Origin of the sequence: Enterococcus sp. DIV1337a (assembly GCF_051712285.1) — a bacterium.
Lineage (GTDB): Bacteria > Bacillota > Bacilli > Lactobacillales > Enterococcaceae > Enterococcus > Enterococcus faecalis.
The window spans coordinates 39,123-53,581 of the sequence record NZ_JBIOOP010000003.1 but is presented as its reverse complement, the minus strand read 5'-3'; the positions used below and the strand labels follow the sequence as shown (position 1 = coordinate 53,581).

Below are 14,459 nucleotides of genomic sequence, written 5' to 3'. Positions count from 1 at the left end.
TTTGATAAAGCTCCTTCTTTTGTGAATAAAAAATATATTTATGATTAGATTTGTAACAACGCACAGAAAAAAATTCTAATTACTCACTGGTAGTTTACGATTATTTATATAGTGTTGTCAATACAAATTGTCAAAATATATTTTGACAATTTGAATATATGTGATATACTAAATATATAGAATATAGCGAATATATTTAGTATACTTGCTATATCGGATATATTAAATATATTTTGGAGGGATTTTATGTTAGTCGATAAGGGTGTTTCAGGTAAAGTAATAATGCTAACAGGGCGTAAGGGTGGTATAGGAAAGAGTATCGATAATGAGTTACTTTCAATTGTTGGTAGTCAAATTTTCAACAAAGATATATGTTTAATAGATTATGACCAACAACGAAATACTACTTCTAATATTAGTTCTACCTATCAAATATCGAAATTTGAACGCTCTTTAGCTTCAGCGATAACTAATAATGATTGGGAATCTGGAATAACAAAAATAAGTCCCCATTTGTATGTTATGGCTGGTTCACCAGGATCAGAAGAATTAAATGAACATTTGTCGCAAAAATATCCAAACAAACATGATAGACATTTAGCTTTTATACAACCTTTAAAAGAGTTAAGAAAGAAATTTGACTATATTTTTGTCGATTGTCCACCATCTACTGATAATGTTGTTAGAGCATTTTTAACAGCTGCTGATTATGTTATACCGATGCAAGAGCTTAAACGGTACGCGATGGAAGGTACGGAAGATTTTATTGAAAAAGTACTGATTCCTATTGTAAGTAACTTCGAAGAAACAAATTTACAAATAATCGGTATCCTTCCTGTAATGTTTTCGGCACGTCGAGAGTCACAACGTGCGAATTATCAAAAAACTGTAGATAAATATGGTAAAGAAAATATTTTTAAAACTATTGTTAAAGGCTCTGATAGGCTGGAAACTTATGGAGAAACTGGTGTCCAACTTAATGATTATGTTGATCGCCGTTGGTGGGCAATATTTGCAGATATATTTACCGAGCTTGAAGAACGAATTGAATACTATGAATCACATGGAGATATAGTCGGTTTTGATTATACTTTAAAATATGCTGATTCAATGGCTAATAAGATATTATCTAAAGGAAAGGAGATTGAGATCAATGGCATTGTTACCAACGAATAAAGAGAAAAAAAAGATTGGCGCTGCAGATATAGAAATAGCCGATGATATTAATGTAGAGTTAGGAAAAAGCAAATATACTGCTAAGGATAGGAGACCGGTACAAGTTGATCCTCCTGTGTTAAAAACTATAAGAGATTTAAGCTATGCAAAAGATAAACCCATGTACGACATAGTCGCACTAGCAATGGACGCTTTAATAGATACCCTAAGCGAAGAGGAAAGAAATATTTATAATAGACGAATCAAAGATTAACTGAAATATATTAAATATATCGAATATATTTAATATATATAATATACCGGATATATTAAGTATATTTAATATATCCGGTATATTCGTTTAAAATGATTTTTTTAATTTTCATCAATAATTTTTTTAGTTCGTCTGTGACGTTCTAAGTGCAGCAAATAATCGTCTTGCAGTTTTAGAAGGTCTGAATATACCTGATCCATAGTCTTGCTGGCTGACAAAGAAAGAGAATAAATAAATGAGATAGGAAGTGTTTCAATTTTTTTGTTACGAGTAACGGGGTACATGGAACATAGAAACGAAATAGTGCGGTAGCACAAAAGTAAAAACACAAGAAACGTTGATTTAACGCTGTTCTCGTGTTTTTCTCTTTTTCTATTCGAAGTGATTCGCTGGAACAGTCATACGAAATAGTGCGGTAGCATGCAAAACCCGAACATTGCTAGAATTCTTCTACATTCAATGGACGTAACTTACCGTTGGATAATTCAGCTTCGTATCTAAACGTATACTTACCAACAAAATTGATGTGATCACTAATTAGTGGAGATTGCCTGCGTATCATTTCTTCGGAACAGTCGAATCCTTCAGCTTTCATTTGTTCAAATACTTTTTCTAAATACAGTGAGTTCCAATATATGATGGCATTAGTAACTAATCCTAATGCATTGAGCTGCTCTTCCATCCCATCATAATAAGTCTGGTAGAGTTTTCCTTTTCGTCCATAAAAAATATTACGGCATAAGGCATGCCGAGCTTCCCCCTTATTCAATTGTTCTAAAATTTGCCGTGCATATATTTCGTCAGAAATATAACGAAGCTGATGTTTCGTCTTATAAACTTTTCCATACTCAGTTATTGCTTTTCCTAAAGGCGTGGGTTGCCCATTCCGTTGAAGAGATTTCGTTAATTCTGTTGCATTCACTTTTCCAGATTTCAACGAACCTGCAACCCTAAGAATGTCCTCCCAATGGGTATAAATCAGTTCCATATTAATTGAATTTTGAGACAACGTATCAAGTTCCCCGTAGTGAGCGTTAGCGTCGATTCGCCAAAGTTTGGTTCCTTTATCATTGGCAATTCTTGGACTAAATTGAAACCCTAATAAGCCAAAGAGACCAAAAATCATATCGCTATAACCAGCTGTATCAGTCATGATCTGATTAGGAGTTAATTCGCTGGGTTGATTGAGGAATCCTTCTAGAAGGTAAAGCGAATCTCGCAGTGTCCCTGAAACGACCATTCCGTGGAACCCTATATATTGATCAGAGACAAAATTGTAGAATGTGATCCCACGACCACGGCCAAAATATTTTGGATTACTTCTAGAATATAGGGAACGTTGTGGTGTGATATAACGAATACCGTCAGCTGAAGCCATATGCCCATCACCCCATATCTTAGAGGTGGCAAGTTTCCTGTGTGCATGTATTATTTTTTGATTAGCTCCTGAAAGTGTATCCACTCGAATATAATGATGATTGACATAGACAAGACGATCATACTTTAAAGAATCAAATCCTTCTTTTGAAACCGGGGAAAAACCAATATTGCAGGACTCTGATAAAAGAACTGCTAATAAACTAATATCCAAGTCTTTCATTTTGGTGTCCTTGTCACTTAAGTGGTTAAATGATTGAGTAAGATTTAACTGTTGGTTTACTTCCAATAACAAATCTGACAAATCAATTTTAGGAAGTAACTGCTGAATGCGACGTCTAAAAGACTTATCTTCCTTTTTTTCATATGTCTTTTTAAGTCTAGAGACAACCAGGCGATCTGCATTTTCTATTCTGGCCATTTTAGAAGTAGGCCAACGATTTAGCGCTTCTTTATAAGACAGTTCCAAATCGTTCTTTAACCATAAAGACATTTCATTTGCTGAAGAAGGAAGATCTAGTTGTTCTAATAAAACGTATTTTTGTTGAACCCAAGCTTTCTCATCAATCAAGCAATCCATAGGATTGTTATATAAGACACTCTGAGGAATATAAATATCATGGCGTTTTAAAGATTGAATTAACAATTCGACAGCTGCAATCAATACACATTTATTAGTTTGTTCAGGGTATTCATGAATGTAATAAATCCATTTCTTTGGAAGAGTATGTTTAATAGCTCCAAACATTTTGTAAGTAATCGGCTTAGGAAATCTATTATTAATGAAGGTCCAGAGTTCCTTACAGTTGTTACCGTAGTCATTGCTGTCAAATGTTAGTGTAGTTAAAATATCCGGAATAAATTTTCTGAACTTTCGATAAGTGTTCAGAAGTTCAGAAATGGCTATTGGTTCACGATCATTTTTAACCAATAGCCGAACTTGCGATACAGCTTCGGTAACATTTTCCTCAGAATATTTTTCTAAGATACGATCGCGAAGGGATAGTTCATTAGTATCAGAATGACTGGACATTACTAAATCTACAATATCTGAAAGTGTCGATGCGGCTCGATCTAGATCTTTTATGGTACGAAGACGTTCTTTAGATTCCTTATTTTTGGCGCGTCTAAAAACAGTTTCAAAAAAATTAGATAGTGCTAAAATTTGTTCATCCATAGCCTTACGTTTGTATATGAAAATAAATGCCACTAACAACGCCAGTTTTTTCTGTTCACTCATTCGTTGAATTAATTGAGCTTTAGCTTTAAATGCATAATTTGCAAGAACTTTTATTTTCCCTTCAGGAATAGATTCCATCTTCCATTTTTCAGTAGAGAAAGCTTGAAATTGCTTTAGTCGGTCAAAACCTCTGGCTATTTCTTTATGACTATCGTCAGCTAACGGGGTTCTCAAAATGTCCATTTTGATTATTGCCCCATAAACTGGAGTTCCAATTAATTCTAAAAGATTGAGAAGCCGCTTTCTCTCATCTTCAGTTGGAACCAAAGACAATTGTCGGTATAAATGCTCTTCAGCTTTTTCAATTGCACTAGCAACAAAACGAGAAAAAGTAGTAATTCCAGGTAAAACAATCTTTTCATCCAGACATTTTTTTAGAAGCATATCAAACAACATATCTGAAGATTCTGTTGTATACAGCGCTCTATTTAAAAGCCAGTTAGCTAGGTATGTTTCTATTTCCGGTTGGTTGAAATCTTGATATCCATAATGTGATTTTATCAATTTTGTGTGCTGATACCTGGTCTGTCTCCTGCTATAGTAGATAATTTCTCCAGGATCAATATTTAGTTGAGTTGCTACATAACTCAATACATTTTGGGGAATATTGGTAAGATCTAATATAAAAGTTCCTAAAAAACGTAGTGAGACTAACTGTAGTGCAAAACCTAATCTAGTAGCTGGTCGTCGTATAGTCTCCATCAATTCTAAATCTTTTTCATGCAAATAAAAAAATTGGTTTAATTGTTCTGTACTAGGTTCTCCTAAATAAATGCCAAATGCTTTTTTGTTACTTTTGATTTCATCCATTTAAACCCTCCATGAAGTAAATTTTAAGTCTACTTAAAATTTATTTTTAAAAATGCTATGATAGCAGTAAAACTACAAGTAAATTTTACATGTAAATTATATCACTTTTAAAAAGGAGTTTTTTATGGGAAAAATTGGCTATATTCGAGTATCTTCACAAGATCAAAATTTGGATCGACAATTGGCAATGATGGAAGGACTTAACATTGATAAATTATTCCAAGAAAAAGCCAGTGGTAAAGATACTGAGCGTCCTGAGTTTCAAAAATTACTAAATTATATCCGTGAAGGTGATTGCGTCATCGTTACATCACTAGATCGTTTAGGAAGAGATTATGAAGATATAAAAAATACAGTTGCTTTTATGAAACAGAAAAAAGTAGCGTTAAAAATATTAGATGCACAGTTTTTAGATTTTAATACTGGAAATGAACTCCTGGATACCGCTATGTTCGATATGTTTTTATCACTGCTAAGTTATATTGCACAAAACGAGCGTGAGAAAATTCGTGAACGTCAGCGGCAAGGAGTATTATTGGCTCAAAAAGCCGGCCGATATAAGGGACGACCAATCGAGTATTCTATTAACTCAACAGATCCGCAAAAACGCTTAGTTTTTAAAACCGTGGTGGACATGTTAAAGCAAGGCATTCCAGTTGCAGAGATTGCAAAAGAAAACGGGATCTCTCGACCAACTATTTATAAAATAAAGAAAGCGAATGATTTGTAGAAATATACTACATTCATTCGCTTTTCTACCGCACTATTTCGTTTCTATGTTCCATGTACCCCGTAACCCAAGAAGAAACAGTTCCTTGAGAGAAAGCATGTAATTCACAAAATTCTTCTACAGTAATCCCTAGTTGCTTGATAATGTATGCGTTGATAGGGTGTGGATATACAAAGGTTTTTCTAGGCATGGTGGGTAAGTTTCCTTTCTTAGGTTATTAATGCGTTCGCAGTAATATTGTACTAAAAAACATGCAATAAGGGAAGGGCGTATCTGCTTCTTTTTGGTTGACCTCCTTTAAAAATATGTTATACTAAAGGTGCGAAACGACATTAAATCGTACAAATAACACAAAAAGCAATCCTACGGCGAATAGGATTGCTTTTTTTTTACACTAGTTGCGACTCCTAGCGTGTGTGTTGATAGCAGCTTACTTTCGGCTATCGTCTTCCTCGTCCAACACACGAGAAATCATTTCCAGAACCAATCCTACAAAGATCGGTGCGATAACCAACGACATTAAATCTTTCACAAATAACACACCTCCAATCGAGGCGAGCTGCCGTATTAATTATATCATAGATTGAAATTCTGCCAATTCAATAATAAAACCTTCAACAATTTATCTAGCTGTTCTATGATCTTTTCTAAGCGTGTAAACTCGTTTACACCAGGAACATTTATACTTGCTTGAGTCATTCGTAACTCTGCTTGCTAGACAGCCACAGCTGCATTCTACATAAGCCACTTGGCGGACGCTATCTCCTAGAGGAATAATGGTACCATTATAATCATATACCTTCATTACGAAACCCCCAATCGCTAAAATACTCATCTAACTTTTTTTGCTCTTTTTTTGACAAAGTAGGGGAGACCAAACCTTGAAAAGGGTTTGAATTTACTCTTTCTTCTTGTTTTATTCTGCTAGAATGACAATACATACACACGGAGTCAATTTCTTCTATACTATAGGACTCTTCACCAATTATTATTTTGTTTTCTTCCACATATCCTCGAAAAGTTCCTATAACTGGTCTAGGAAAAGGATTGGTTTCTGAAGACATAAGTAATAAATATAATGGCTTATTTTGTTTGATTGAGCGAGAAAAATAAGAAGAAAATTCTTTTCTATTTTGCTTCATTTGGTTGTACCTAAGCCAACAGTTCCACCTGCATGGCCACCAACAAGGCTTGCTCGTGAAATTGCTGTGGCGCCTTCCATCAGTGAAGAAGCATGTATCAGTGCTTTAAACCCAAATTTCTGACGAATTTTATCAATAAGAAAATACATATCCGTTTCATGAATTTGCTCCTCCGGAACAGAAAATAAATCCAGCTGTAAATTTTTGTTCCATACAAGACGGCCATAAGATACTCCTAAATTTCGTACGTCGACCCCTGGTGCGTAATTCTCTTCAAAAAGACGCAGTACATGTTCAGTCAAGACTTTTGTGTTATTACTTGGTTCTACTTTCATTTGTCTACGCCAGCCGGTTTGGCCGTATTTGTCTGTCTGACCTTTTGAGTAGCCAACAAACAAAGAGACACAGGTTGTCTGACACGATGCCATGCGTAAGCGACTAGCAACCTGGTCCGACAATTCCTTCAAAACCAATTTTATTTGTTCTTTATTTGCATAATCTTTGGGTAAGACCTGACTATTACCAAATGATTTTTCTGTTGGTCGTCCCGCTTTTTGCCCTAAAAAACTACGATCTATGCCCCATGAGTGCGCGTACAGCTGTAGTCCCATGATACCAAAACGCTCTTCTAACATGTAGGGTTCAATGTGCGCTAGGTCATAAATGGACCGAATACCTAGCTTTTTTAAGCGAGCAGCCATGCGATTTCCTATCCCACAAAATTCTGTAAGAGGGGAGATTGGCCAAACTTTTTTTGACACATCTTCATAGCGCCATTCAGCTACAAATCCTGGTGCATTCTTTGCTTCATTATCCAATGCTAACTTGGCCAGCAACGGATTTTCCCCAATTCCGATTGTCACATACAATCCCATATGGTTATAAATCACACGTTGTATAATCTTGGCCAGTTTATAGGCGGTGTCACACTTAAAATAGGTCAGCGAAGCAGTCACATCAAGAAACGATTCATCGACACTGAATACAGAATGATCTTCATCAGAAACAAAGCGTTTATATAAATTGTTAATTTCTTGATTTTTCTTCATGTACAATTTCATGCGTGGAGATACAATAATTAAGTTTGGGTGGTCCGGAACTTCATTTTTCCTTGTAACATTGGAAATACCTAATACTTTTTTTGCCATAGGGGAAGCAGCGAGTACCAGGCCACCTGAATTTTCAGAATTGCTCATGACCACAAGCATTGTCTTCAATGGATCAAGTCCACGTTCTACGCATTCCACGCTAGCATAAAAACTTTTTACGTCGATACAAAGCACATCACGACTGGGTTCTTTCGTATAATCGAACGTCAAATTCATCCAAAATCCCTTCTTTCTACTAACCCATTATACGAACGAATGTTCTCTTTTGCAACTAGTAAAATTCAGTTTTCCGTATTTTTTTATACACCTGTAAACTTTTGGCATAGTTGGACTGAACGCAGAGAGGGAAACTATACAAAACGTTGAAGGCCAGTTGAGCAAAGCGAAACCAGTTATTCGTCTTTTGATGGTTGGCCACATGCCTGGTATGAACAATTATTCGTATTTAAATAGAAATTTTTTTATTTTCATCTACATATCATATTTAATCCTGTAAGAGCGAACGTTAAAATCTCTTCATTGCATAACTACCGATCAATATTTGTGAAAATGGCTTAGAATTGCTCTCTCATCACTATAATTATCATTAATAATTGAATATAGAATAACCCCAAAAAAAAGATTTTCAGGGGTGGGTTTTATTTACTTACTAATTTTATCGATGCAAACTTTCCCAATTTCATCAAGCAAAGGTGTAATTCCTCCTCTAGGGCTCTCTAAATAATTAACACCAGTAACTGTATCAACTACAATTTTATATCCTAATTGAATTAAAGATTCACTTTCTTTTTCAAGAAACGTTCTTTTTTATTTGGCTTATCCGTTTTAACCGGATATTTAAAAAGTTGTTGTTCTTTCACATGATTATCTGGATCAACTCCAAAGCGTATTACATCTAATTTTCTATCGAGATAAAAAGGTAAACCATTTTTATTAACTGGCATAAATATTCTCCTTACTTCTTCTCACTTTTTTTGTTTTCCCTCTCTGCTATCCTTTTTTCTTGTTTCATATTTCCAGCAAAAAAAGCAATTCCTACTGCACCTGAAGAAAAGACAAATTCTAAAGCTGACCAACGAAACAGTACCGTTAAAATTAAGATAATAAATATTGCGATCACTAAAACAGCGTCTTTTGTTCCAAAGTTCAAATACCCAAAATTCATTAAACTCTCCACCTTTTTTAAATTATTGAAAGCACACAATCAAAAATCTTTTTTACTTTTTCAATCGTTTTGAGCTACTTCATTTATTTTTTCATCCATTGGGATATAGTTGCCTTGATACAATTTGTATTCTTTATTGCAGCTATCACATTTAAACTGATTATACTTTCCTAGTTCTCTTTTAGCTAATTGCCCGCAGTCACAATCAATAAAAGTAACTATATTACTTTTGTTCCATGTGCTGATTTCGATCCCCCAATGATCATATGTTTTTCGAACTACCATTTGTTATCCTCCTTATAACTATATTCTTTAATCATTTCCTTGAATTCTTGTTTTGTTTTAAGGTTCGTTCGTATGACTTCTTCAGCTAATTCTAAAAATACCTGCTCAACTTTTTCTGTCATGCTCTCAAAAATAATCAACGGGTTCTCTTCTTTCTTTACTCGATTCTTATATCTTTGGAAGTTTGCTGAATAAAGTCGCCCGTTTGACATTATCTCAATCCCATAACCTGTTACTAAAGGATTTTTCAACAACTGAATAATCTTTTCTCTATTCTCTATGTTAACCACTCCTGAATTATTTCTCACTAAGTAACTGTTCTTCCTTTGCTTGTTTCTTGATTCGTTTGAGTGTAGATAAAGAAATTCCTGTTTTCTTTTCTACTTCCCGCATACTGTTTGTTTCCATTAACTCGAGTGCATGTTTGTATTTATCATTCAGAACTCTTTTCGGGCGACCTTCTCTATAGTTCTTATTATTTGCTCTGTGCCACTGTTTTCCTTCTTGGGTTCGCGTCACGATTAAATCTCTTTCAAATTGTGCAAAGCTACCCAGCATATTCATCATTAACGTTTGCATAGAATCACTTTTATTTGGCTCAAAGGTTAGGGCATTATCTAAGAAGGTGATAGTCACACCTTCATGATTTAATGTAGAAATAATTGAATTTAAGTCAACGATACTTCTGGCCAATCGATCAATTTTTGTCACCAAAACTTTATCGCCAGCTTTTACAATTGAAAGCAGCTCTTCTAATTCTTTTCTTCCTTCTTTTTTTGTACCTGTATATTTCTCACTAAAAATTTTTTCTGCTCCAGCTTCTTCTAATTTTCGAATTTGGGTTTTGTAATCTTGATTGCTGGTACTGACTCGTGAATACCCATAAATGGCCAATTTTTCCTCACCTTTTCTGAACATAAGTTTTTGACACTAGATAAATCCAAGTATAACACGAAAAAACAAAGAGGTCAAAAAATTAAAAGTTTCTGACCTCTTTGTTTATATTGAGTTGGAAAGCTTCATAATAGCCTCAACGACATTTTTCATTCTACCAGCTTTAGTTCCTTCTAATATTTTATCAATATCCATTTTAGTATTAGTTTCAAAATTCAACTGCTTCATCTTATCTATTAAACTTTTCAAATCTAAGCTTTCTTTGCTGATAGGATCCTGATCAAAGAAAATTATTGCATCTTCCATTGATAACTCTACATAATTTGATCCTGGGTTTTTTTTAAAAAGAATACCACTATTGTTTAATTGTGTTCGAAGTTCATCATAATAAACTACCTCGGAAATAGATATCCTACATAATACATCATTATTGTCAGTATAAATTTTAAAAAACATTAGATTTGAGCCTTCTTTGGACAGCGAGGTTAGTAATTTAGGAAAATCAATTACATCTTCATATCTTGCATAACATGTTCTCTTAAGATTCCTTACTTTAACTTCTGATATTCCTAGCTCTCTAGACAAGGTTCTATCTGAGTAATCACCATTACTATTTATCTTATGCTTTAGATACGAGTAAAAGAGAATGCTTTCAATTTCACTTTTTGTTGCTAATCCAAAATTACGATTAAAAAAAAGCGGATACATTTTTTCGCCAATCTCTTTAAACAGATTGTCTTTGCTTTCTATATTATTTTCTTCCATAGGTATAGAATTACACCTTCCTTTATTTTGTTGTTACCTATTACTAGGGGAAACCATTCTTAACATCAATTTTAGCATAATCTTACATGAAAAAAAATTTTTAATATATCTATCAACAATCTACTTTAAAAACTTATTTCATTGAATAGCTAGTGAAATATAACTAGCTTATTTCATACTTACAAAATCATTCTTATACGAAAAAGTACCCTACTTTTTAAATTCATCATGTATTATCAGTTGACAACGTTTTCATATCATGCTACTTTTTATGTGATACTAAACACAAAAGGAGGAGTTCGTTTGAAAGTTTTAAAAAGAAATATTTTCAAAGCTATTAGTGCTCTGCTTCTAAGTACAGTTGTTGTATCTGGTGTCAATATCCCTTTTTCTAGTGTCGTAGGAGTAAACTCTACTACTGCATATGCCCAAAGTGACGATGGTTATTGGGACAACTTTGCAAAAAGTAAGGTCCCTAAACATTTATGGAATAAATATCAACAAGCTAAAGCAAAACAAGGTGCTTGTATTATGAAAGGAATTTGGTCTGCAGTAGCATTCCATAAACTTTCATGGTCAGCTGCGATTCAAGCTGCTTACAATGCAAGTTCTTGTCATTCATTTAATAGACAATACTCTTAATAAATAAAACAGATAGCAATCAAGAAACTTGACTGCTATCTGTTTTATTATCTTTTCCCTTTTTAAATAAACAAATCCCTGTTGTGATAATACCAACTAACGGTAACAGACTTAGTAAAGCTACAAATTTCGACCACCCAATATCAACAAACCTTCTTGCTTGGAACAGAAAACCTATAATAATCATTATAAAGAACACGATCCTAAGAAAATTATAAAAATCAAATGGACCATTTATCACGAAATATTTTAAATAATTGTTTTCAATCAGAGACTTTTTGTATACAAACATTGAAAAAGTTTCTATCCCTAATCCAAACACAAACAGTATACACTGATAATACCAATATCTTCTTCTTGATAATCCCTTGTTTAAATCAAAAATATTTTCCAAATCTATATCCCCCCAAACCTACTAATGCTACTTTATGTATTTATTTACAATACCATTGTAATTGGCAAATACATAAAATAGCAAATAATATCCTAAAACAGCTATGATTTTTTCCTTACAAAGTATACATTTCTGATTTAATTTATCCTATTTTAGTAAAGTAATTATCTATTAAACAATATATAAGACTGTCTCTTGGGGGGAGACAGTCTCTAAGGTTATAACTTATTTTAGCCTTTCATTTCTAACAAATAATCATTCATAGAACTGAACGATCAATTCATTCAGTCTGTAAGAAAATAGTTAAATCTGAAATAGCTATTTTTATTTTACAGTATCTACCCCTGCCTTTCAATTGCCTTGATATTACTTTTATTTCAGGATTATTTAACATGAACAAATACTTCTGAATCTTTTACATAAATGTCATGGTAATAATTAGATTTCATTAACTCACTTTCTTCTTTATTCAACGCGTTAATATCAAAGATCTCCATGTTCACGTTTAAACCAGTGTACGTTCTAAATAAAAACTGATTTGGCCAATAAAGGGCTTCATTTGGTGGAACCAGTTCTTTTAATATAGGATAATTCTTCGAACTATTGACAAATACTGGCGAATCCTTAAATAAAGACGTACTATGCACAGTCACCGTGTCACGGTTCACCAGGTCTTTTAAATCATCGGCTAATATCATACTTTGTCGTTCAAAAGATTCCTTTTGGTGACTTAACGCACTAGCATAAACAAATGTAAAAGATAAAAGATAAACACAGAAAAGACAAACCGCTGTTTTTGACACATATCCTAGCACGTTTTTAGAAGTATTTGCCAAAGTAAGCATGATAATTGAAACTACAAAAAAACTAAATCCATACCCGTATCTAGGCGAAATTAACAAAAGCTTTTCCGGAAAGATTAGAAAGACGCCGTAACTCAAAATAGAGCCTAAAAATAGAAATAATACTGCGTATAAAAAGCTTTTAACAGGAGATACTTTCGCATTAAGAACCGTACTTAAAACAAAGAAAATTACTAGAATAAAAAACAAAAGTATCCATAGTTTTGTACTCTGTTCAGTTATTTTTGATAGATACATTTGACTATTTACTAGGATTGTTTTGGGTATATCCTTAACGCTCGCGATTGTTGTCATACCGCCTCGCGTTGCTATTTCAGGGTTAAATTTTGTTTCAATAAGATAAAGAAACATGGCGCTTATATAGCTAATCATAGCTACAATCGCTTTTTTAAGCACAGCAATAAACGATTGATTGTCTAACAGCTGCTTCAGTGATAATGCTAACACCATCACGACATAGATCCCCGAAGACGCCTGATAAGTATTACACATCAAAAAAATGCTTAAAATAGAAATAACTAAAAATAAGACTTTATTTTTATTCCAAAATAGAAATGGAAGAACTGAAAATAAAAGGCTCAAAGACATGTAAGGACTGTCGAACCTGAAACTTAAATTTTGTAAAAACCAAGGATTAAAGCCAACCAACATGGCTGCTGTTAAAGCTAAAAGAGATAGCTTCTTATGAAAAGAGTAAACAATGATAATCCCTGTTACTGATACAATGAATCCAGAAAGAATATGCGTCCATAACCCCATATCCGTAAGGTGTCTACTCCCTTGAACTAACCAAGAACCAATTTCGCTACCCCAACGAGAATAACTTCTAGCAAAGTCCGTATTGCCATCAATTTGCCTGCCTGTGTCATCAATATAAGGAAAATTGATTATCCCTATGCTTAAAACTAACACTTGACACATTACTACACTTGTAATTAACAGATTTTTATTGGCCATAAGCCAACTTTGAAACTTATTCATTTTTTCACTCCTCAATTTTTATTAAAATACCCCCTAAGAAAACGAACACCTTTTATATTTACACTAAACGGGTCCATATAATAATCTTACAGGGTTTTCAAACTAAAAACCACGTTTTTTATCGTATAAAATATATAAGTAAAAAAAAGCAAATAATTTTTTTCTGCTTTTTTCTCTTTTTATACACATTTACTGCATAAGTCTTCTTCACTCACTTTCGATTTAAAAATATAAATTTATATGTTCAAAGACATCTCGTTTTTTGCTCGTTGTGTAGTTATCAAACCTGATAAACAACTCTTTCTTTACATTATTTTTTAAAAACTTAATGGAATATCCATACTTAAACCTGACTATTTTGATTGCATCTCTGCATATTTTTTTCAGTTCAACTTTGGTAAGTTCAATGCTAAAACTCATCACTATATCAGAAACACCATTCACCATTGCTGTTTTAGTAGACCAATCGTCATTACAATAATGTCCATAAAATTGATACCGTTTATCAATGTCTGAATCAAACAAATTTATTTGCTCGTTCATCTTTTCCACTCACTTTCTTTATTCTTCGCAAACTCCGATACATGCTCTTTTTTATAGTTCAAATTTTGTTCTTACAGCTTTTCAAGTTCT

19 protein-coding genes and 2 pseudogenes are annotated in these 14,459 nt (G+C 33.4%); 4 read left to right on the top strand and 17 right to left on the bottom strand.

Annotated features, from left to right (window positions below):
- The first annotated feature begins 246 nt into the window (after positions 1-246).
- Together IGL49_RS12895 and prgO are read left to right on the top strand one after the other, a co-directional pair.
- A complete protein-coding gene (locus tag IGL49_RS12895; RefSeq protein ID WP_002366009.1) occupies positions 247-1,176 on the top strand; it encodes a ParA family protein in 930 nt (309 codons plus the stop codon).
- Entirely contained in the window at positions 1,154-1,429 is a 276-nt protein-coding gene (gene prgO, locus IGL49_RS12890) for a DNA segregation protein PrgO (RefSeq protein WP_002369783.1), read from the top strand. Before IGL49_RS12895 ends, prgO begins: the two co-directional genes overlap by 23 nt.
- A gap of 101 nt (positions 1,430-1,530) precedes the next feature.
- Here the strand turns inward: prgO and IGL49_RS12885 are convergent.
- Together IGL49_RS12885 and IGL49_RS12880 are read right to left on the bottom strand one after the other, a co-directional pair.
- Positions 1,531-1,704: pseudogene (locus tag IGL49_RS12885) on the bottom strand (type III secretion system protein PrgN); the annotation flags it as partial.
- 164 nt (positions 1,705-1,868) lie between these two features.
- Positions 1,869-4,856: a Tn3 family transposase gene (locus IGL49_RS12880; RefSeq protein ID WP_073340469.1), complete on the bottom strand. Its 2,988-nt coding sequence runs from the start codon at positions 4,854-4,856 to the stop codon at positions 1,869-1,871.
- 124 nt (positions 4,857-4,980) lie between these two features.
- Here IGL49_RS12880 and IGL49_RS12875 point away from each other — a divergent pair, with 124 nt between their 5' ends.
- Positions 4,981-5,586, top strand: a complete 606-nt coding sequence (locus IGL49_RS12875) for a recombinase family protein (RefSeq protein WP_002321606.1) — start codon at positions 4,981-4,983, stop codon at positions 5,584-5,586.
- Positions 5,587-5,647: 61 nt separating this feature from the next.
- Here IGL49_RS12875 and IGL49_RS12870 read toward each other — a convergent pair.
- From IGL49_RS12870 to IGL49_RS12815, 12 genes and pseudogenes are all read right to left on the bottom strand, one after another.
- Positions 5,648-5,776 (bottom strand): annotated as a pseudogene (locus tag IGL49_RS12870) (type III secretion system protein PrgN); the annotation flags it as partial.
- A 240-nt stretch (positions 5,777-6,016) separates the two neighbouring features.
- Positions 6,017-6,118 carry a type I toxin-antitoxin system Fst family toxin gene (locus IGL49_RS12865; protein ID WP_002387930.1) on the bottom strand — a complete coding sequence of 34 codons (102 nt, stop codon included), beginning with the start codon at positions 6,116-6,118 and terminating at the stop codon, positions 6,017-6,019.
- A gap of 90 nt (positions 6,119-6,208) precedes the next feature.
- Positions 6,209-6,421 (bottom strand): hypothetical protein, encoded by a 213-nt coding sequence (locus tag IGL49_RS12860; protein WP_002395323.1) that lies wholly within the window; start codon positions 6,419-6,421, stop codon positions 6,209-6,211.
- Complete coding sequence (locus tag IGL49_RS12855) at positions 6,378-6,728, bottom strand: hypothetical protein (protein ID WP_002395322.1); 351 nt, start codon at positions 6,726-6,728, stop codon at positions 6,378-6,380. Before IGL49_RS12855 ends, IGL49_RS12860 begins: the two co-directional genes overlap by 44 nt.
- Positions 6,725-8,053 carry an ultraviolet resistance protein UvrA gene (gene uvrA, locus IGL49_RS12850; protein WP_002395321.1) on the bottom strand — a complete coding sequence of 443 codons (1,329 nt, stop codon included), beginning with the start codon at positions 8,051-8,053 and terminating at the stop codon, positions 6,725-6,727. Before uvrA ends, IGL49_RS12855 begins: the two co-directional genes overlap by 4 nt.
- A 426-nt stretch (positions 8,054-8,479) precedes the next feature.
- Positions 8,480-8,590 carry a DUF6440 family protein gene (locus IGL49_RS12845; protein ID WP_229235047.1) on the bottom strand — a complete coding sequence of 37 codons (111 nt, stop codon included), beginning with the start codon at positions 8,588-8,590 and terminating at the stop codon, positions 8,480-8,482.
- A 17-nt stretch (positions 8,591-8,607) separates the two neighbouring features.
- Complete coding sequence (locus tag IGL49_RS12840) at positions 8,608-8,781, bottom strand: hypothetical protein (RefSeq protein ID WP_002395320.1); 174 nt, start codon at positions 8,779-8,781, stop codon at positions 8,608-8,610.
- A gap of 11 nt (positions 8,782-8,792) precedes the next feature.
- Positions 8,793-9,002 (bottom strand): hypothetical protein, encoded by a 210-nt coding sequence (locus tag IGL49_RS12835; protein WP_011255119.1) that lies wholly within the window; start codon positions 9,000-9,002, stop codon positions 8,793-8,795.
- Between the two features lie 60 nt (positions 9,003-9,062).
- Entirely contained in the window at positions 9,063-9,287 is a 225-nt protein-coding gene (gene uvrC, locus IGL49_RS12830) for an ultraviolet resistance protein UvrA repressor UvrC (protein ID WP_002395938.1), read from the bottom strand.
- On the bottom strand, positions 9,281-9,595 hold the full coding sequence (locus tag IGL49_RS12825; RefSeq protein ID WP_002395937.1) for a hypothetical protein: 315 nt from the start codon (positions 9,593-9,595) through the stop codon (positions 9,281-9,283). Before IGL49_RS12825 ends, uvrC begins: the two co-directional genes overlap by 7 nt.
- Entirely contained in the window at positions 9,585-10,205 is a 621-nt protein-coding gene (locus tag IGL49_RS12820) for a recombinase family protein (protein ID WP_029656234.1), read from the bottom strand. The genes IGL49_RS12825 and IGL49_RS12820 overlap by 11 nt, the downstream gene beginning before the upstream one ends.
- A gap of 81 nt (positions 10,206-10,286) precedes the next feature.
- A complete protein-coding gene (locus tag IGL49_RS12815) occupies positions 10,287-10,946 on the bottom strand; it encodes a hypothetical protein (protein WP_002386513.1) in 660 nt (219 codons plus the stop codon).
- 303 nt (positions 10,947-11,249) lie between these two features.
- Here IGL49_RS12815 and IGL49_RS12810 point away from each other — a divergent pair, with 303 nt between their 5' ends.
- Positions 11,250-11,588 carry a hypothetical protein gene (locus tag IGL49_RS12810; RefSeq protein WP_010711850.1) on the top strand — a complete coding sequence of 113 codons (339 nt, stop codon included), beginning with the start codon at positions 11,250-11,252 and terminating at the stop codon, positions 11,586-11,588.
- 19 nt (positions 11,589-11,607) lie between these two features.
- On the opposite strand, the gene IGL49_RS12805 is transcribed toward IGL49_RS12810, so the two are convergent.
- The 3 genes from IGL49_RS12805 to IGL49_RS12795 all read right to left on the bottom strand — a co-directional run bounded on the left by IGL49_RS12805 (position 11,608) and on the right by IGL49_RS12795 (position 14,369).
- On the bottom strand, positions 11,608-11,982 hold the full coding sequence (locus IGL49_RS12805) for a DUF805 domain-containing protein (protein WP_033592571.1): 375 nt from the start codon (positions 11,980-11,982) through the stop codon (positions 11,608-11,610).
- 383 nt (positions 11,983-12,365) lie between these two features.
- The gene (locus IGL49_RS12800; protein WP_002386510.1) at positions 12,366-13,826 is read right to left on the bottom strand and encodes a glucosyltransferase domain-containing protein; all 1,461 of its coding nucleotides are present in this window, start codon (positions 13,824-13,826) and stop codon (positions 12,366-12,368) included.
- A gap of 222 nt (positions 13,827-14,048) precedes the next feature.
- Positions 14,049-14,369, bottom strand: a complete 321-nt coding sequence (locus IGL49_RS12795) for a hypothetical protein (protein ID WP_002395033.1) — start codon at positions 14,367-14,369, stop codon at positions 14,049-14,051.
- Between the last annotated feature and the right edge of the window lie 90 nt (positions 14,370-14,459).